The organism is Mucilaginibacter arboris, assembly GCF_009754915.1.
Classification (GTDB): Bacteria; Bacteroidota; Bacteroidia; order Sphingobacteriales; family Sphingobacteriaceae; genus Mucilaginibacter_A; species Mucilaginibacter_A arboris.
On the sequence record NZ_WPIK01000001.1, the window covers coordinates 299,470 to 317,981 of the forward strand.

Genomic DNA, 18,512 nt, shown 5'->3' on the forward strand with positions numbered 1-18,512 from the left:
TCGTAAGATATTAAATCATATCTGTATTCAGCATCGTTTTTAAAATATTGGCCTGTGCATCGTAATTGCCAATATTCTGCAAAAAGCTAATGTCTGTTAATTTTCTATAATTTTCTGCAAGCAATGTTTTAATTTCCTGCGGAAGATAAGTTTTTGTTACGTTAATGCTGCTTTGCAACTGATCGTTCTTATCTTTTAGTTCCTGAATCATTTTTTCTTTATTAGAAACGTTGTTGGCATGGCTGATATTTTCAATTTTTGCAAAATCACAAAAAAGAAACAAGTTTTTAGCCGGATAAAACAGAAAGTAACGGTCTTCATTTACAAACTTATAAACTTCGACAATTGAATTTCCAGCTTTTAATCCGCAGAAAAACTCTGTTTTAAAATCGTATTTACACAGCAAACCCAGCAGCTTTTTCTGGATAACTGCATAAGCGTTGGTGTAAACGTCAGACGGATTATAGTGCGTTAATTCATTCAATAATTCTGGCGGAACATCATCATAAAAATCCTGCGAAAACTTCGAACTAAAGCTGTTGATGTTTTTAGAAAACGGATATTCATCTACATTGTCTGATAACAACTGGTACAACCGTCTTAACGAAATATTGATTTTTAACGCCTGTTTCTGCTGGTCAAGTTTATAGCTTTTCTCCGTATAAAAAGAGTTGGAAAGCTTTTCTTCCAGCTCTTTGTTCAGTTGCATTTCATCAAAAAGCAGGCTTACATTTTTTTCGTTGTTCTTTTTGATCTTCTTTAAAAGCTCGATCAAACTTGCCGTGTATTGCAGATGGAACAGTTCGAGGTTATTGGCATCCAGCTCCGGGTTCTGCTCGAACATTTGATGAATTACCTGACTGCGCAGGTAAATCTTATAAAGTATTTCTTCCCCAAAAAAAGCAGCAAGCAATTGTAATTTACTGATGATCCGTTTAGATTCATTAAATATATTTTGCAGATGCCCGTCCATTCATACAAAATTACTTAATACTGGTTACATTTTTCTTTAACTCGGTTTCTAAACTTTGTAATTCAGTATTTAACGCTTTTCGGTTCTGCGTTCCTTCGTCGTGGATGCGTTTTACTTCGTTTAACGTTTCAATTAATGATTGCGTAGTTCTTTTCAAAGTTTCGATAGAAACTACTGTTTTTTCATTTTCGCGTGCAACATCAATACTGTTTTGCTTTAACAGTTCTGCATTTTTTTGCAAGATGGTATTCGTGGTGTCCGAAATCTTTTTCTGAACTTCTACATGCTGCTTTTGCCGGTGTAAAGCTACAGCAATTGTCAATTGATTTTTCCAGACAGGAATTGTTGTGGAGATAATCGACTGCGCTTTTTCTGCAATAGAAGTATTGTTGTTTTGAACAACCCGAATTTGCGCCAGCGATTGCAGCATAATAAAACGAACTACCTTTAAATCGGCCAAACGCTTATCTAAACGGTTTACAAAGTCGCGCAGATCTGCAATTTCGTAATCCTGGTAATCACCAGGATTTGCATCCATTTGCGCCAGCTTTTCGCTTAGTTCATTGAACTTTAACTGACCGGAAATAATCAGTTCTTCCATTTGTTTGATGTACGAAACGTTGCTATCAAACATGGTTTGCAGCGAGCTGTTATCTTTGATCGAATTTAAACGGCCGGCTTTAATTTTATTGGTGATTTTATCGATGTTGTTAACAACAGTATCGTATTTCTGAAAAAGCTTTTGCGTATCAACCACAATTTTTTTCAGGAAAGGAATTTTAGACAAGATGCTTTTAAAACCGCTTTGTTCCAGTTCATCTACATCAATATAATTCAGTTCCGAAAGCAGATCGGTAATTAAAGTACCAACTTCACCAGAATTATAAGTACGGACCGAAGTTAAAAACGCGTTACTGTATTTCTCCATCGAGTTCTGCACTTCCACGCCGTAATTCAAAATAGAATTAACATCAGCCGGATTAATGGTTTTGCTGATTTCGCTTAGCTTCTGCTCGTCTTCAGGCGTAATTTTAGATAAATCAACATTGCCTTCTTTATCTAACTTAACAGAAGGAACAATTTGAGTATTTTGATTAACCGGATTGGTTTCCATTGTTGTTTTTAAATTTTGACTGAATTTAACTACCGATGTTACAATTTGCGTTTTTACAGATGCTTCTTTTACCGGCAAAAAATTGTTATTCCCTGTGAGGGTTACAAATACTGGTTCATTACAGTAGTGATGGTTTCCGGCAATTTTTTATCTTTTGTCGGTTCGCCAATGGCGTTAAATTTCCACTCGTTGTTTCTTTTGTAGAAAACGCCCATCACCATAGAAACGTAACCAGAAAAACCGGAGTTATGCGCAATATCATAAGTGGCAAAAACTTCTTTAACCATTTTTGGCGTTCCTTCATAAATGCGGATAGAAGCAAACGGGATTTTACCAAAATCGTGGCCGCGAAAACTGTTCAGTACAAAAGCAACATGCTCTATATTGCTGTTTAACAAAGAAAAGTCGAGTGTGATTACTTCATTGTCCAGTCCGTCATCGCCATCAATATCTCCGGTTAAATCATCTCCGCTGTGTTTTACTGATCCGTTTTTTGATTGCAGGTTGCCAAAGTAAATGGTTTCCTGTAGTTTTTTTGATGCATCAAACAAAGCACAGCTTGCATCTAAATCCACTGCTTCTTTTGTAGTACCAAATCCGAAGAAACCCTTTTTTTCTATTGCGCCCCAGTTAATGCCTACGCAAATGTTTTGCAACTTGCTGCCATTGCTTTTTTCCAGGTTGATGCGTTGTCCCTTTTGAAGATTAATTGCCATAATGTTAATTGTATTTGTTTAAATAATCCTGCAAACCGCCTTTCATGCCAACACCAACGGCTTCAAATTTCCATTTGCCTTCGCGTTTGTAAATGCGGCCAAATTCTACGGCTGTTTCAATCGAAAAATCCTCCTCCAGCTCGTATTTCAATAACTCTGCATTACTAACACTATCAAAAATACGCACAAAAGAGTTTTTAACCTGACCAAAATTTTGCCTGCGGCTTGCGGCTTCGTGTATGGTTACCACTACGCAAATTTCTGTTGCACGCGCATCTACTTTAGCCAGGTCGATCTTAATTTGTTCGTCATCACCATCGCCATCGCCGGTTAAATTATCGCCGGTATGTTCTGCACCGCCATCGGGAGATTGCAGGTTGTTGTAGAAAACAAAATGCTCATCCGATAGCAGTTTTTTATTTTCTCCCAAAATAAAAACAGAAGCATCCAGATCAAAGCTGGCCCCTGTTGCAGAGCTGTTGGTATCCCAGCCCAAGCCAATGGTAAACTTAGGCGCGTTAATATTTTCCCTTTGTCCTTTTTGCAGATTAATTGCCATGTTGTAATTGTTTTTTTGTGTTGAGGTACTGTTTTATATAGTTCAAATTTACACTATAACTTTCCATTAAATGATAACTGTTGCCCAGTGCCATATTGTAAAGATGCGTAATAAAAGCATCGGTTTGGGTTTGAATGAAAACAGAAAAACTATTGTGTTCGTAATTTAACAGGTATTTTACCAAACGGGTATTGATACAAAAATGATTGCTGTTGATGATCTTATCCAGATCAAAAATAGATTTTACCGAATGATAGTTTAAGTAATTTTCAAATTTAGGATGAATGCTTTTGTTCACTAATTCTGCGAAATACAACATTTGTATTTCATTTTGCAGATCGTATTCCTTAACCATTTTCAAGATCATCCGTTCGTGGCTGCCGGTAATTTTTATATCATCTAAAAACAGCAATGTTTTTCCTGCAAGAAACGCTTTATCAATATGAAAAGAATCTTTGCTGATTAAGTTGATCCTTTCTTCTGCATTTAATTCGCCGTAATCTTCTTTATAAGTAATGGTACGATGAACTTTTGCTTCCTGCACAACCGGAAAATTATGTTCTGCCAGCCATTGGTTCAACTGATACACAAAATAGTTTTTCATGGCAAAAGTAGCAGTCGGAATAAAAGAATACGGACTGGAAATAACTACGATTTGCTGATGAATTGGATTAACACGAAGTTTTTCAAAAAAACCATTAGCCAAATTAGTTCCGAAAGTTTTTGCAACTGCTTCGTCTCCAAATTTAAAACGGCTGTAATCATCCGCAGAAAATCCGAAACTATGCGTATTGCTGATCTGATGTAAAGCGTAAGTAGATAACATTAGTTAATTAAACTTGAAATACATTGATCGTTTGAATTGATAAGCAAACTTTGGATTCCAACTGCACATGCTCCTTTTACATCTGCTTTTTCATTATCGCCAATATGAATGATTTTGTTGAGACTGACGTTTTCTGTTTTCCTGATTATAGCAATGTGGTTTAGCATCAATTTAAAAAAATCAGGGTTAGGTTTAGACATTCCTGTTTCATCCGAATACAACTGGAAATCAAAATAATGAGCTAAGTTAAGTTCCTTTAATACTTTACGCAAAGTTTTTCCGCTGATAAAACCCGTATTGCTTAAAATACTTGCGGTGCTTTTTCCGGTTTTGCAAATTTGCTCTAACACGCTCATCGTTTGGTTGCAATATACCAAAGGCAAATGTTTAAACAGCAGGTTTTCCATTTCCGTTTCAAGTAAGTTCAGGTCTATTTCACCGAAAGGAAATTTGCTGTTGTTAATCAAACTGATCACCATTAAATACATTTCATCAGCATCGATATTTTTACCTGTTTTTTCATTAACTGCATTTACCATTAAATCAACCTGACGAAAAATTAAAGCTATTTCTTCTAAAGTTTTATGTTGAAAATTGAAATGCTGATGAAAAAACTTTGTCCTTTCCTGCTTAAATAACGGATTGGAACGGATAAGCGTTAACCAAAGATCAAACGAATAATGCTGATATTTAGGCATAGATTTTTATAGGATAAAAGAAGCATCGTTTTGTTACAGTTCACTTCATTATTTGACCTTTAAAATATTTGGCTAAAAAGAAAGCTAAATCTTCGCGGTAACGGACCATTACCGCCTAAACAAAACAGCTTTCAAATTTCTTTGAAAGCTGTTTATTCTAAATCTAATTTAAACAGAAATAAATATATGCTAAAAGAAGTATTTGCTTTAAATTACCTCTTTAATATGTTTATAATTAGATTTGATGGTATCCCAAACATCGCCCATTTGTCCGTTTAGTATTAATTTAGACATTGCTAACGACATCCCTTTCATTTGTTCAAACTCTACTTTTGGCGGCATAGCCAGCGCATTGGGATCGGTCATTACATCTAATAGTACAGGGCCATCGTATAACAAAGCATCACGCAGTGCACTTTCTACCTGATCGGGATCATTAACTTTAATCCCTCTGATACCCATTGCTTCTGCCACCAAGGCAAAATCCGGGTTTTGCATATCGGTTTGCCAGTCTGGTAAACCGCCAACTTCCATTTCCAGCTTTACCATACCTAAAGAACGATTGTTAAATACAATAATTTTGATGGGAAGTTTGTATTGTTTAATTGTAGCCAGATCGCCAAGCAGCATAGAAATACCGCCATCACCAGCCATAGCAATTACTTGCCTGTCCGGACAGGAAAGCGCCGCACCAATAGCATGCGGCATTGCATTGGCCATAGAACCATGATTGAAAGAACCGATCATGGTCCGTTTACCCGTACCGTGTATATAACGCGCGCCCCAAACGCAGCACATGCCTGTATCAACCGTAAAAATAGCATTATCGTTAGCCAAGCGGTCTAAAGTATCGGCTACAAACTCCGGGTGAATATTCTCCTTAACGCCAGGATCGTTTACATAAGTTGCCAGGTTATCCTTAACATGAGCATACAATTTTAGCTGAGTTTGCAAAAAGCTATCATCCGTTTTTTGTGGGATAAGCGGCAATAAAGCTTGCAGTGTATCTTCAATTTTTCCGTATAAACCCATATCTACTTTAGCACGGCGGCCAATGCGTTCTGGTTTAATATCAACTTGTACAATATCACATTCTGTTGGCAAAAATTGTTCGTATGGAAAATCTGTACCCAAAAGCATCAGCAAATCTGATTCGTGCATGCTGTGATAAGCTGATGGTAAACCAAGCAAACCAGTCATACCGATTTCATTCGGATTATCATGCTGCATACTCATTTTACCACGGAAAGAATAGCCAACTGTTGCATGTACCCGCTTAGATAATTCTACCACTTCATCATGTGCATTGGCACAGCCTATTCCACAAAAAATAGTAATTTTTTCATGCGAATTGATTAAGCTTGCCAGGTTTTGCAAATCGCGCTCTGACGGACGGATTAACGGATCAGAAAAATAATTTTTAGTAGAACTTGGTATTTCTACAGCATCCATCTTTGTTAAATCTCCTGGCAAACCTACCACAGAAACGCCTTTTTTACCTACTGCATGTTGAATACCTGCTTGTAACATGCGCGGCAATTGGGCCGGCGTTGTTGCTATTTGATTGTAATAGCTACAATCTGCAAATAACTTTAGGGTGTTAGTTTCCTGAAAATATTCGGTACCAAATTCATGCGTAGCAACAGTTGAAGCAATAGCGATAACTGGTGCACCCGAACGGTGTGCGTCGTACAATCCGTTTATCAAATGCACATGGCCGGGACCGCTACTTCCGGCACAACAAGCAATACCAAGCAATTGAGCCTCAGCAGCAGCAGCGTAGGCGCCTGCTTCTTCGTGCCGTACATGTATCCATTGAATTTTGTTATCGCTACGGCGTACAGCATCATTCACCTCGTTTAAACTGTCGCCCGTAACAGCATAAATCCTTTTCACATCTGCTGCTATCAGCATTTCCACCAGTTGTTCTGCAACATTTTTTGCCATGATAAAAGTTTTTTAAATCATAACTTCTTAAACAACCATTGGTTTTATCAGATGAAACATTGTTAACCTATAAATAACTGCTTTCGGTTAAATTATAACCCAGGTTTTACTTGTACCTATACTATGATTAAATTCTCAACCTTATGGCTTAAAAGCATTTGATCTGAAAAGCATTAAATGCTTCTTTTAGCCTGGTAATTATTGTTATCTATTCTGTTTGAAGAATGTGATAAAATATACTACTGTTTTTACAGGATAAAAGAAGCATACAACTTTTGCTAAACAAAACCTGTTACGATGTAACACAATCATCTAATAACCTCTCTTAATACATTTATAATACAAACAAGAAGCCAGCCTTTTCTTATCAACTGTTATTATTAATTATTAATAAAGTTGGAATATTAAAAGTATTTATCGACTTTAGAATTGCCGTTTCCACAACTGCCCTACTTGCCGATTATAAACCAATCTTAGCAGTATATATAAAAATTGATCTAAAGCTTAACAGGGACCTGAGTAGTTTTCTGTTCGTATAAGCTCTTATTGTAACTAATTAAGTATCCATACTTTAAACAATGCAATATGGCAAAAGGTACAGCTACTTCCAACCGGATAATATCTCCTCCTAAATATATTCCGGTTATTAATTCATTAAGGGGGTTGGCTTCCGTAACCGTTTGCATTTTTCACCTTGTTTGCCTGCCATTAAATTTTCTGGAACATACTTTAATATTCGAAATTGCTCCTTATGGTAAATTAGGTGTACAGGTATTTTTTGTAATAACCGGAGTAGTTATACCAATAGCACTTATTAAAGGAAAATATAACTATTCTTTATTTAGTAAATTTATGTTAAAGCGGATTGTAAGGATAGAACCCCCATACTTATTTTCCATATTAACCGCTATTTCATTTATCCTCTTAAGAAATCACTTCTTAGCAAAAGCACCACATGATATTCCAACAGTTAAAAATTTACTTCTGCATCTGGGTTATTTAATACCGTTTTTTAAAGATCAGCATTGGTTTATAATCGTTTTTTGGACGATGGCTGTCGAGTTCCAGTTTTACCTGTTAATCAGTTTACTTTTCCCCTTATTGTCAAACCATAACCTTATTGTAAGATTGATTAGTTATATTACTGTTTTTGGAGCAGCCCTTATTTTTACAAATGGAGAATTTGTGCCTGTATGGCTGCCCATTTTTATGATCGGTATTATTTATGCAAATTTCCTTTTTGCAAAAATTAACCTCTTAGAGTTTAGCATTGTATTAATGGTTTCAATAGGTTTTGGTTATTTCCTTCATGGCGTTGCAATTACCTTTATTTCGGTATGTACACTTGGCATTATCCACTTCTTTTCCAATTACCAAAACAAACTGGGTAATTTCTTTGGAAATATTTCCTACTCTCTTTATTTAACGCATACTATATTCGGATCAGCCATTGCTAACTTTTTTGTTCCGCATGTTTCCAACCTATATGAAAAGTTGTTGGTTGTTTTGTTAAGCTTTATGGTTAGTGTATTATCTGCTTATGTTTTTTATCTGTTGATAGAAAAACCTTCTCAGAAATATGCTTCTAAAATTCCGCTTAAAACTAAACCTAAAGAAGTGGATGCGCTGGAAGAATTAACGGAAAAAGAATTTATGGTGAGAAGCAGTTTGGGTTGAATAAAATACCCTGCTTCTAAATATTTTAAGCTATTAACTTAATTTAAAAACGCAACCTGTTTAACAAGCTGCGTTTTTTTAGTGGTCCCGACGAGAATCGAACTCATATCTAAAGTTTAGGAAACTTCTATTCTATCCGTTGAACTACGGGACCATTTGTAAAATTACCGGATTACGCTACCGTTGGTAAATGCTTCCGATGGTGTTGCAAAACTAAGTTTTCCTTCGGGATTTTCAGCCATTAAAATCATTCCTTGTGATAAAATTCCTTTAATTTCCCGTGGTTCCAGGTTTATTAGAATGCTTACCTGTTTGCCGATGATGGCTTCTGGTTCAAAATATTCTGCAATGCCAGAAACAACAGTCCGCTGATCTAAACCCGTATCGATGCTTAGTTTAAGGAGTTTTTTTGTTTTGGCTACTTTTTCGGCAGCTAAAATTGTTCCGACACGGACATCTAAAGCTGCAAATTGCTCAAAGGTGATATTTGGTTTAGCTTCAATCAAAGGCAGCTTTACCTGTTCGTTTTCCATTTTAGTATTTAATAGTTTTTGTATTTGTGCCTGAATCGGCCCATCTTCAATTTTTTCAAATAACAATTTGGCTTCGTTCAATATATGCCCTTCCGGAAGTAAGTTAATGTTTCCTGCTTCCTTCCAATGTTGCGGCATAAGATTTAGCATGGTAAACAAAGCATCGGCACTATTTGGTAGAAATGGCTGAGATAGAATTGCCAAATTTGCTGCCAATTGTAAGCCAATGTTTAATACGGTTTGTACCCGTTCCGGGTCTGTTTTAATTAATTTCCACGGTTCTTCATCTGCCAGATATTTGTTGCCTAAACGGGCTAAGTTCATAAATTCACTTAATGCTTCCCGAAAACGGTAGTTTTCTAAAGCATAACCTATTTTTTCCGGAAATTCTTTCAGTTGTTCTGCTACTTCCTGGTCTTGTTGAGATAAAACGCCAACCGGCATCGCTTTTCCACCAAAATATTTATGCGATAAAACAAGCACCCGGTTAATAAAGTTGCCATAAATAGCAACCAGTTCGTTGTTGTTACGCGCCTGAAAATCTTTCCAGGTAAAATCATTGTCCTTTGTTTCGGGAGCAGCAGAAGTCAGTACATAACGTAACACATCCTGTTTCCCGGGGAAATCTTTTAGAAACTCCGGCAACCAAACCGCCCAATTCCTGGATGTAGAAATTTTATCTCCTTCTAAATTTAAAAATTCGTTTGCAGGAACCTGATCGGCCAAAGTATAACCGCCATGCGCCATCAGCATTGCCGGAAAAATAATGCAATGGAAAACGATATTATCTTTCCCGATAAAATGTACTAATTTGGTTTCTTCGGATTTCCAGTAATCTTCCCACGATGCTTCTTTTACCGGTATATTTTTGAGGTAATATTCTTTTTTCTTTTCTTCGGATAAATCCGCATTCAGTAAATCTTTGGTAGCCGAAATATAACCGATTGGTGCATCAAACCAAACGTATAAAACTTTACCATCTGCACCTTCTACCGGAACTTTTACGCCCCATTCCAGATCACGTGTCATGGCACGCGGCTGCAAACCTCCGTTTAACCAGGATTTACACTGGCCAAAAACCGTTGTCCGCCAGTCTTTTTGATGGCTTTCTACATAAGTTTCAATTTCTGGTTGCATTTTATCCAGCGGCAAAAACCAGTTAGTGGTTTTACGTAAAACTGGCGCCTTTCCGGATAAAGTAGAGTGCGGATTGATCAGATCGGTCGGGTTTAAAGAAGTTCCGCATTTTTCGCACTGATCACCATAAGCATTTTCGTTGCCGCAAACCGGACAAGTTCCTACAATGTAACGGTCGGCCAGAAACTGCTGTGCGCTTTCATCAAAATATTGCTCGGTCGATTCTTCGGTAAAAACACCTTTATCATACAAATTCCTGAAAAAACCAGCAGCCGTTTCATGGTGCGTTTGCGAAGATGTACGGTGATAAATATTGAAAGAAATACCAAAATCGCGGAAAGAATCACCAATAATTTTGTGGTATTTATCTACTACTTCCTGTGGTGTAACGCCTTCTTTACGTGCTTTTAAGGTGATTGGAACGCCGTGTTCATCAGAGCCACAAACAAAAATAACGTCTTTTTCTTTCAGGCGAAGGTAACGCACATACGTATCTGCTGGTACATATACGCCGGCTAAATGGCCAATGTGTACTGGCCCGTTAGTATAAGGTAAAGCTGCGGTAACAGTATATCTTTTAATCTGATGATCTTCCAAAGTATTTGCGGGAATGTTTTAATTTGCAAAGATAAGCCAATTTGTCTGCTCTTAAAATCTGTTTAAATAATATCGACGATGATCCAGCCTCCTTATTTAAAAATTGGCGATAAAGTTGCCATTACTTGTCCGGCCAAAAAATTGCTGCAGCCCATGACGGATGCGGTTGCACTTTTGGAATCCTGGGGACTAAAAGTTGTTTTAGGTGAAACCGTAAATGCTTCTTATAACCAATTTGCGGGAGAGGATGCTTTACGGGCTGCAGATTTACAAGGCTTTATTAAAGACGATAGCATCAAAGCTATTTTTGCTGCCCGCGGCGGATACGGTACGATCCGGATGATTGATGATGTAGATTTTTCATCGATAAAAGAAGCACCAAAATGGATCATCGGTTTTAGCGATATTACCGTCTTGCATGCACACGTTTTTGCTGCTTTCGGTTTGCAAAGTATCCACGGACAAATGCCGCTAACCATTCCGGATGGAACGGCAGAATCTTTGCAAACACTCAGAAAAGCTTTGTTTGGAGAAGATGTCGGTTATCAATTCTCCGCAGAAAAACTAAACCGAATGGGCGAAGCGCAAGGAATTTTAGTTGGCGGAAATTTGGCTTTGCTTATTGCTGTTTCGGGTTCTGTTTCTGATTTTGTTTATAGCGGAAAGATTTTGTTTATAGAAGATGTGGGCGAATATTTGTATTCCATCGACAGAATGATGCGGACTTTAAAACGGGCCGGAAAGCTAAAAAACCTGGCAGGTTTAATGGTTGGCAGCTTTACAGAGTTGAAAGATAACGAAACACCATTCGGGCAAACAGCGGAAGAAATTATTTTTGAAACAGTAAAAGAATACGATTACCCGGTTTGCTTTAATTTTCCGGCCGGACATATTTCGAATAATCAAGCTTTGATCCTGGGAAAAACACTAAATTTAACTGTGCAAAAAGAGCATACAACTGCAAAATATTTATAACATGGCAATTTTTGAGAATTTAGTAAAGTATAAAAACCTCGGGCTTTTGATTATCCGTTTGGGTCTGGGCGTTATGTTTATTTATCATGGTGTGCCTAAACTTGCAGGCGGACCAGAACATTGGGAAAAAATAGGCGGTTCCATGAATGTTATTGGTATTAATTTCGCACCGGCCTTTTGGGGTTTCATGGCTGCCATTACCGAAACTTTCGGCGGTTTATTGTTAATCATCGGCTTGGTTTTCCGTCCGGTTTGTTTGCTGCTGTTTATCAATTTGATTATCGCTGCTTTAACGCATTTCAGCAAAGGCGGAGGTTTAGAAAGTGCGGCACATGCTATTGAAGATGCCATTATGTTTTTAGGATTGTTTTTTATAGGCCCTGGCATTTATAGCATTGATAAAAAATGAACGGTAAGCGGCTGCTATTTATCTTATTACTAATAAGTTTAAAAGTTAGCGGCCAGAATAACTATGCCTTAAAAGGTGATTATGCAGATGCTGTAAACTTAAATATCCATCAAAAATATACTTTTCCTGCTTCTGCAAAAGGTTTTGGTAAAATTCAGGAATATCCGATAAATAAAGCACGTTCACGCTATCTTTTTGAAAAGGAAAGGAACACTTGCTGGTTTAGTTTAAGTGTAGAAAATGATGGTTTTCTCACTTTTGATATTATCCCGTTTTCTGCAAGCGATGATTACGACTGGATGCTTTTTAAAGAAATTACAATTGGTTCTGGCAACAGCAGGATTGATTATAACAAACCTATACGTACCAACAATAGCCGTAACGATGGTACAATTGCAGGCAAAACAGGCTTAAAAGAAGGTTTTTTTAACCTGTTTACCGCTCCGGGCCCTGGTAAAAGCTATTCTAAACCTATTTCCGTTTATAAAGGCGAAAATTATATTTTGGTTGTGGATAATATTTATCCAGGCGGCAAAGGCTTTACTTTTTCTTCTCAGATCAGTAAAACCTTATCCCCTCCAATATCAAATTCTTTAATGAGTGGTTTTATTACTGATAAAGAAAGCATGCTACCATTGCAAGCAGCAATTACAGTTGAAGATACCGCAGGAAAAATGGTTGCGGGCACGGTTTCAGATTCCTTGACCGGAAAATTTAGTTTTAAAGTGCCGCCAGAAGATAAATTGATGATTACCATCAGCAAAAAAGGGTATGTGCTGGTCAATGATTTTTTATCGGTAAAAACAGTATGGCAACAAAACTATCAGTTGCAAAAGTTAAAAGAAGGCGCCCGCATCATCTTTTACAACATTCATTTTTTGCCGAACAGCCCTGCCATTGTTAATACTTCCGGAACTGATTTAAACAATTTGTTAACTTTTTTACAGGAGGAAAAGAACTGGAAAATACAGATTATCGGCCATACCAATTCTAATGTTTTTACGGATGAACATTACCTGCAACAGCTATCCGAAAGGCGCGCCTGGGCAGTAAAAACGTTTCTGTTGCAACATGGTATTGCCAATAACCGGATCCGATGCTTTGGTTTAGGCGGAAAAAACCCTTTGTATGACAATAAAAAACCCGAAGAAGCGGTTAAGAACCTCCGGGTTGAAATTGTGCTGGAAAAGTAATAGTAGGAAAATTATTTCTTTCTCATTTGAAGAGAACCTGAAGCCCGATAACTTCAGGGGTTAAATTATAATTAACTATAAACTAATTAAGGGTTAGACGTCATCAGCTTGTTATATAAAAGTTCACTATTCGGAATTGGCCATATATATCTGGGGTCAGATGAAGTAATGGCAGGAACAGTACCTTTGGCCGGTATAGTTAATCCTAACCGTACCAAATCAATATTTCTTAAGCCTTCACCCAAAAACTCAATATTTCGTTCTTGTAAAATAGCATTAACCAAGTCTATGTAGGTGTCAAAGCTGGCTGTTGTATAGGTGGTACTTGCATCAGCACGGTGCCGTACAGCATTTAACAAAGCTACCGCTTGTACATCTACCGATTGTGTACTGCGCGCCCGGGCTTCAGCCAAACTTAACAATACCTCTGGCCAGCGCATTACAGGAGCCCAATCAGTGTAAGGCGATACTGTTGGAAATTTTGTAATACAGCCCCGTCCACTTTTTGTAGCCACAAAACCTCGCCTGAGATCTGAAGTTTTCCAATTTGCATCCGCGATAACACCATTGGGGTTCAAGTAAAACTCTGTAGAGCCTAAGCCGCCAAAGTAGTCTGCTAACGCACTTTGCGAGCCAGGAGTTTCAGTAGCATTCACAAAAGGCATAGAAAAAACAGATTCTGTAGTAGTATAAGAAGTAAATGCGGCAGCCGGAGTAGCCTGAAGTGTATTTGCCACGCCAGAGCTGGCAGTAAATGGCGCACTGACAGGAACAATTTTATTTGCTTCGTTTATTACATCAGTCCATTTTTGCATGGTAAGGTAAACACGAGTCAACAAAGCAATAGCTGTATTTTTATGCGCCCGTGTAGTGTTAGTTGCAGCATCTGCATAGTTTGTAGGCAAGCCTGTTTCTGCTGCTTGTAGGTCACTAATTATTTGCGTATATACTTGTGCTACAGTACTACGTGCCAGGTCATAGTTATTATAGGAGCTATTACCTGTTAAACGAAGCGGTAGCCCCGGTTGGCTCCCGTTGCCATCCCAGTAGGGCCGGCAGTACAGTTGCAGCAGACTGTAATAAGCTAATGCCCTTAAAAACTTAGCTTCAGCTACATAATAGGCCCCTTGAGTACTTCCAACTACCGAGGTTCCTTTAGCAGCCATGCCATCAATAAATAGGTTGCAACTATTAATTGTACGGTATTCTGCGGTCCATAAACCTTCTACTTCTGATGCTGTACTGGTTACCGTTTCATTCCAGGTTTGATATGCTGTTACCGAGTTTGCAGTGTAATTAAGCCAGTTATCCGCCTTAACATCATTATAAATCTGGTAACGGCCACCAAAAATCGAATTATAGGTAGTTGCATTTGAGGTTGTGCTTTGACGAATACTAGCATACAATCCCAATACCTGAGAGTTTATACGTGCAGAAGTAGTAAAAGGCTGATAGTCTTGATCTGAAACCTGCGTTTGTGATACAGGGGTCAGCAAGCTTTTTTGGCATGAGATACTTAACATTACCCCCATACCGAGTATAATTAAAAACTTCTTTTTCATTTCTTTTGATTTTTCTTGTTAGAATTTAACTTGCAAACCTGCTGTAATGGTTCTCTGGTTAGCTGCCGTGTTCCTGTCAATACCCTGACTTGAATTACCACCAGTACCGTTGGAAGAAACTTCAGGGTCTGGACCTGGATATTTAGTAATGACAAACAGGTTATAAGCGCTTAGATATACCCGAAGGTTAGAAATACCGACTTTGTTTACCAAAGATTTAGGCAGCGAATATCCAAACGTTCCTGATTTGAATTTCAGAAAATCTCCTTTATATACATTAATATCCAAAGGCAGAGTTGATCCGTTTGATACATTATCACCGTAAACCACTTTTGGAATATTAGTAACCTGTCCCGGTGCAGTCCATCGGTTCAAAATATCAGTAGTATTGTTCCAGAAACGCTGGTCATGCAAACCGGCACCTGTTCCATAATATACATAACCGCCCAGTGAGTAGGTAAACAGGATGTTCAAATCAAAGCTTTTATAGCGGAAGGTATTGCTAAAACCACCATATGCGGTAGGGCTGGTCTTTTTGTAATTAACCGCATCAGTAGCTTGGGTAATCGCTGGTGCTTTTGTTCCGTCAGCATAAGTCCAGTTGTATGCACCAGTTGGCGCGTAATACTGATAGTAAACTTTTTGGCCTGCACCATTAATAAATATCCTGCGGCCAGTAGCGGGGTCAACACCAGCAGTACGAACAATATATAAGTCACCAATAGGAGAACCTACCTGGCTTATGCTTACGGTTTCACTACCTGCTGTTATGCTGGTAAGAGAAGTAAGGCCCGGAGATAATGATGTAAGCTTGTTTTGGTTAAAGCTGATATTAAATGAAGGTGTCCAACTAAAATTTTTATTTTGAACAGCATTAGCATTTAGCGTAATTTCCAAACCTCGGTTATACATAGAAGCGATGTTAACTACCGGGTTACTTGGCAAACCTGCAGATGGTGCCTCATTAACCCCATATAACATATCAGAAATATTATTTTTGTAATAAGCAACTTCACCAGTTATCCTGTCATTCAACACCCCAAAGTTGAAACCAATATCGGTTTTCTTACTGGTTTCCCAGCCTAATTGAGGATTACCGGTTTGGTTATAAGCCAATGAAGCTGTTCCGTTATAAAGACCGCTATTATATAAGCCGAAAGACTGATAATCACTCAAGGTATTATTACCAACCTTGGCATAACTGGCCCTTATTTTAAAACTACTGAAGACTTTATCAGCACCTATGCCATGCCAAAAATTTTCGCGGGTTATTTCCCAGCCTAAACCAACGCCGGGGAAATATCCTTTTTTACTATTAGCACCAAAGGCAGAGTATTCATCCTGGCGAATAGTACCACTTAGAAAGTATTTTTTATCAAAGTCATAATTTAAACGTCCGAAAAACGATACCAGGTAATTTTCTCCGTAGGATAAACCGGATGCATTGTTGGTACCCCAGCCAGCCTGGATAACATTAAATGCAGGGTCTGAGATTACAGTACGGTTTAAACCAAAACCGCGTTGCGTACTACGTTGCTGTTCATTACCTAACAATAAGCTGAAGGAATTTTTACCAAACCCTTTATCAAACTGAGCCGTATTATCCCACACCCATCTTTTATATTTGGTGTAACTGTCGGTAGCCGAACCGTTAGGATAACCATCTCCCTGGTAAGGGTTTTGATAAATATCATTATCAGAATAAAGATAATCAATACCGTAAGTGGTTTTTAAGGTAATCCATGACAGGGGCTTTAGCTGAAAATAAAAATTTGAAGAAACATGATTGACTTCATTGTTGGAACGGTTCATATCTAATACCGGTACAATATTATAATACGAAGTAGATACACCTTTATCATTACCAAGCCCTAATGCATTACCATTCAAATTGTAAGAACCATCGTTATTGTAAGGCGATACGTTAGGAGGGCTTACCAATGGGATACGGCCTAAACCTGCAATGTTAAACGCTTCACCATTTTGAGAACCCGAAGTAGTAGCGGCCAAATTCTGTTCATCCGAGTAAGAAATTTTGCCACCCATTGAAATAATGTTGCTCACTTTGTGGTCAAGGTTTGCTGTAACACCCGTGCGGTTAAAGCTATTTTTAGCAAGGATACCATTTTGATTACTATAGTTAGCAGACAAGTAGTATGTAGTATTTTCGCTTCCGCCGGATACACTTACACTATTGCTATATGCCTTGCCTGTTCTATACACATAATCATTCCAATTAGTATTAATTTCCTTACCGTTTGCATCCGTTTCTAAGGCAAAGTAAGTATTGGCCAGATTGTAACCTGCATTACCCAGCGCTTCATTCTTCATCATTACATACTGCTCAGCGTTCAGCAGTTTAGGTAATCTTTGTACTTTGCTGATGCCATACCACGAATCTAACGTAACAACAGCCTTACCTTTTTTACCCTTTTTAGTTGTAACAAATACAACACCATTTGCCGCACGACTACCATAAATAGCTGTGGCAGAACCATCTTTTGCAATATCAATACTTTCAATATCATCCGGATTAATATTACCTAAGGCATTACCAGCAGCAGAAGCCCCACTCACATCACCTGTATAGCTTGGTACACCATCTATTACAAATAATGGCTGAGAACTTAATGACAAGGAGTTGATGCCCCGGATATTGATTACTGGCGGTGCGTTAAGTAAGCCATTAGGTATAGTAACCTGGGCGCCCGCGGCCCGCCCACCCAAAGCTTGTTCAAAATTTTGAACCGGCACTTCGGCTAAGTCCCGTCCCTTTATAGGAGTAATACTACCAATGTTATCCCGCCTCACCTGCGTACCATAACCAACTACCACTACTTCATTCAATTCGCTGGTCTGCCCGGATAAAGTAACATCTAAACGGTTACTGCTTGGTGTAACAGTTTGTGTATTAAAACCTATAAAAGTAAATACCAGCGATTGCCCAGGATCAGCTTTAATCGAATAGGACCCGTCAGGCCCTGTCTGAGTGCCTGTTTTAGTTCCTTTTACAATTACACTTACTCCTGGCAATGGCAGTCCGTCTTGTTTTCCGGTAACTACACCCGTAATTGTTCGCCTTTGGGCAAATGCCACACTCGATAATGCAAATAAAATCAAGAAAAGCTTAAGTAATTTTTGTTTCATACTTATTATTTTAATTAAAACGATTGCAAGTTATGCAATAATTCTTAAATTACTAATAAATACATCATTTATTCAATAATTTTACAATTAAAATTAAAAAAGATTGTTATTTTCTAATTTTTATCATAAAAAACTTATCATTTTTTATTTTAATTAAGATTATTTTATTTTTTAATAATAAAAGTTGTTTATTTCTAAATTTTAAGGCAAATTTTAAAACAGTATTTTTTAAAATAATCTATTTAGGCTTAAATAAAAGTTACATTATGCTTTTTTGTGATTTTTATATCCAAAATAGGAGTTATAGCAATAAATATATTTCATTTTAAGCTATGTTTAAGTTTTGACTGCTTGGAAACCCTTCCCTCATTTTCGAAAGCTAAAAAACCTTCGATTTTAATTATTGATATTCCTGCTATCAATACGGTTTGCAAAACATGATTTTGAAC

General features: G+C 37.7%; 14 protein-coding genes and 1 tRNA gene. 4 read left to right on the forward strand and 11 right to left on the reverse strand.

The genetic code is table 11. From position 1 onward, the window contains the following. Window positions 1–10: 10 nt before the first annotated feature. The 7 genes from GO621_RS01480 to GO621_RS01510 form a co-directional block, all read right to left on the reverse strand. Entirely contained in the window at window positions 11–973 is a 963-nt protein-coding gene (locus GO621_RS01480; protein ID WP_157563389.1) for a hypothetical protein, read from the reverse strand. 10 nt (window positions 974–983) lie between these two features. After that, on the reverse strand, window positions 984–2,165 hold the full coding sequence (locus GO621_RS01485) for a toxic anion resistance protein (protein ID WP_232335562.1): 1,182 nt from the start codon (window positions 2,163–2,165) through the stop codon (window positions 984–986). Between the two features lie 23 nt (window positions 2,166–2,188). Then, window positions 2,189–2,803: a TerD family protein gene (locus GO621_RS01490; RefSeq protein WP_157563391.1), complete on the reverse strand. Its 615-nt coding sequence runs from the start codon at window positions 2,801–2,803 to the stop codon at window positions 2,189–2,191. 4 nt (window positions 2,804–2,807) lie between these two features. Beyond that, window positions 2,808–3,362 (reverse strand): TerD family protein, encoded by a 555-nt coding sequence (locus GO621_RS01495; protein ID WP_157563394.1) that lies wholly within the window; start codon window positions 3,360–3,362, stop codon window positions 2,808–2,810. After that, window positions 3,352–4,188, reverse strand: a complete 837-nt coding sequence (locus GO621_RS01500; RefSeq protein ID WP_157563397.1) for a phosphoribosyltransferase family protein — start codon at window positions 4,186–4,188, stop codon at window positions 3,352–3,354. The genes GO621_RS01495 and GO621_RS01500 overlap by 11 nt, the downstream gene beginning before the upstream one ends. Beyond that, complete coding sequence (locus tag GO621_RS01505) at window positions 4,188–4,886, reverse strand: HAD family hydrolase (protein WP_157563400.1); 699 nt, start codon at window positions 4,884–4,886, stop codon at window positions 4,188–4,190. Before GO621_RS01505 ends, GO621_RS01500 begins: the two co-directional genes overlap by 1 nt. A 207-nt stretch (window positions 4,887–5,093) precedes the next feature. Further along, window positions 5,094–6,833, reverse strand: a complete 1,740-nt coding sequence (locus GO621_RS01510; protein ID WP_157563402.1) for a thiamine pyrophosphate-dependent enzyme — start codon at window positions 6,831–6,833, stop codon at window positions 5,094–5,096. A gap of 585 nt (window positions 6,834–7,418) precedes the next feature. Here GO621_RS01510 and GO621_RS01515 point away from each other — a divergent pair. Beyond that, entirely contained in the window at window positions 7,419–8,510 is a 1,092-nt protein-coding gene (locus GO621_RS01515; RefSeq protein WP_157563405.1) for an acyltransferase family protein, read from the forward strand. Between the two features lie 82 nt (window positions 8,511–8,592). Here GO621_RS01515 and GO621_RS01520 read toward each other — a convergent pair. Both GO621_RS01520 and metG read right to left on the reverse strand, forming a co-directional pair. After that, window positions 8,593–8,664: transfer RNA gene (locus tag GO621_RS01520), tRNA-Arg, on the reverse strand. A 10-nt stretch (window positions 8,665–8,674) separates the two neighbouring features. Beyond that, a complete protein-coding gene (gene metG / locus GO621_RS01525; RefSeq protein WP_157563406.1) occupies window positions 8,675–10,777 on the reverse strand; it encodes a methionine--tRNA ligase in 2,103 nt (700 codons plus the stop codon). A 78-nt stretch (window positions 10,778–10,855) separates the two neighbouring features. Here metG and GO621_RS01530 point away from each other — a divergent pair, with 78 nt between their 5' ends. The 3 genes from GO621_RS01530 to GO621_RS01540 are packed head-to-tail and all read left to right on the forward strand — an operon-like array spanning window position 10,856 to window position 13,354. Beyond that, a complete protein-coding gene (locus GO621_RS01530; RefSeq protein WP_157563409.1) occupies window positions 10,856–11,752 on the forward strand; it encodes a S66 peptidase family protein in 897 nt (298 codons plus the stop codon). A gap of 1 nt (window position 11,753) precedes the next feature. Next, window positions 11,754–12,161, forward strand: a complete 408-nt coding sequence (locus GO621_RS01535; RefSeq protein WP_157563411.1) for a DoxX family protein — start codon at window positions 11,754–11,756, stop codon at window positions 12,159–12,161. Further along, window positions 12,158–13,354 carry an OmpA family protein gene (locus GO621_RS01540; RefSeq protein WP_157563414.1) on the forward strand — a complete coding sequence of 399 codons (1,197 nt, stop codon included), beginning with the start codon at window positions 12,158–12,160 and terminating at the stop codon, window positions 13,352–13,354. The genes GO621_RS01535 and GO621_RS01540 overlap by 4 nt, the downstream gene beginning before the upstream one ends. An 86-nt stretch (window positions 13,355–13,440) precedes the next feature. Here the strand turns inward: GO621_RS01540 and GO621_RS01545 are convergent, their stop codons facing one another. After that, window positions 13,441–14,850, reverse strand: a complete 1,410-nt coding sequence (locus tag GO621_RS01545) for a RagB/SusD family nutrient uptake outer membrane protein (protein ID WP_232335563.1) — start codon at window positions 14,848–14,850, stop codon at window positions 13,441–13,443. Between the two features lie 84 nt (window positions 14,851–14,934). Then, window positions 14,935–18,063, reverse strand: a complete 3,129-nt coding sequence (locus tag GO621_RS01550) for a SusC/RagA family TonB-linked outer membrane protein (RefSeq protein ID WP_157563419.1) — start codon at window positions 18,061–18,063, stop codon at window positions 14,935–14,937. Window positions 18,064–18,512 lie beyond the last annotated feature (449 nt).

Bases quoted from the DNA above. Each gene is read 5' to 3' on its own strand.
- GO621_RS01480 (WP_157563389.1), bottom strand. From the start codon at position 973: ATGGACGGGCATCTGCAAAATATATTTAATGAATCTAAACGGATCATC.
- GO621_RS01490 (WP_157563391.1), bottom strand. From the start codon at position 2,803: ATGGCAATTAATCTTCAAAAGGGACAACGCATCAACCTGGAAAAAAGC.
- GO621_RS01495 (WP_157563394.1), bottom strand. From the start codon at position 3,362: ATGGCAATTAATCTGCAAAAAGGACAAAGGGAAAATATTAACGCGCCT.
- GO621_RS01500 (WP_157563397.1), bottom strand. From the start codon at position 4,188: ATGTTATCTACTTACGCTTTACATCAGATCAGCAATACGCATAGTTTC.
- GO621_RS01505 (WP_157563400.1), bottom strand. From the start codon at position 4,886: ATGCCTAAATATCAGCATTATTCGTTTGATCTTTGGTTAACGCTTATC.
- GO621_RS01510 (WP_157563402.1), bottom strand. From the start codon at position 6,833: ATGGCAAAAAATGTTGCAGAACAACTGGTGGAAATGCTGATAGCAGCA.
- GO621_RS01515 (WP_157563405.1), top strand. From the start codon at position 7,419: ATGGCAAAAGGTACAGCTACTTCCAACCGGATAATATCTCCTCCTAAA.
- GO621_RS01530 (WP_157563409.1), top strand. From the start codon at position 10,856: ATGATCCAGCCTCCTTATTTAAAAATTGGCGATAAAGTTGCCATTACT.
- GO621_RS01535 (WP_157563411.1), top strand. From the start codon at position 11,754: ATGGCAATTTTTGAGAATTTAGTAAAGTATAAAAACCTCGGGCTTTTG.
- GO621_RS01540 (WP_157563414.1), top strand. From the start codon at position 12,158: ATGAACGGTAAGCGGCTGCTATTTATCTTATTACTAATAAGTTTAAAA.
- GO621_RS01550 (WP_157563419.1), bottom strand. From the start codon at position 18,063: ATGAAACAAAAATTACTTAAGCTTTTCTTGATTTTATTTGCATTATCG.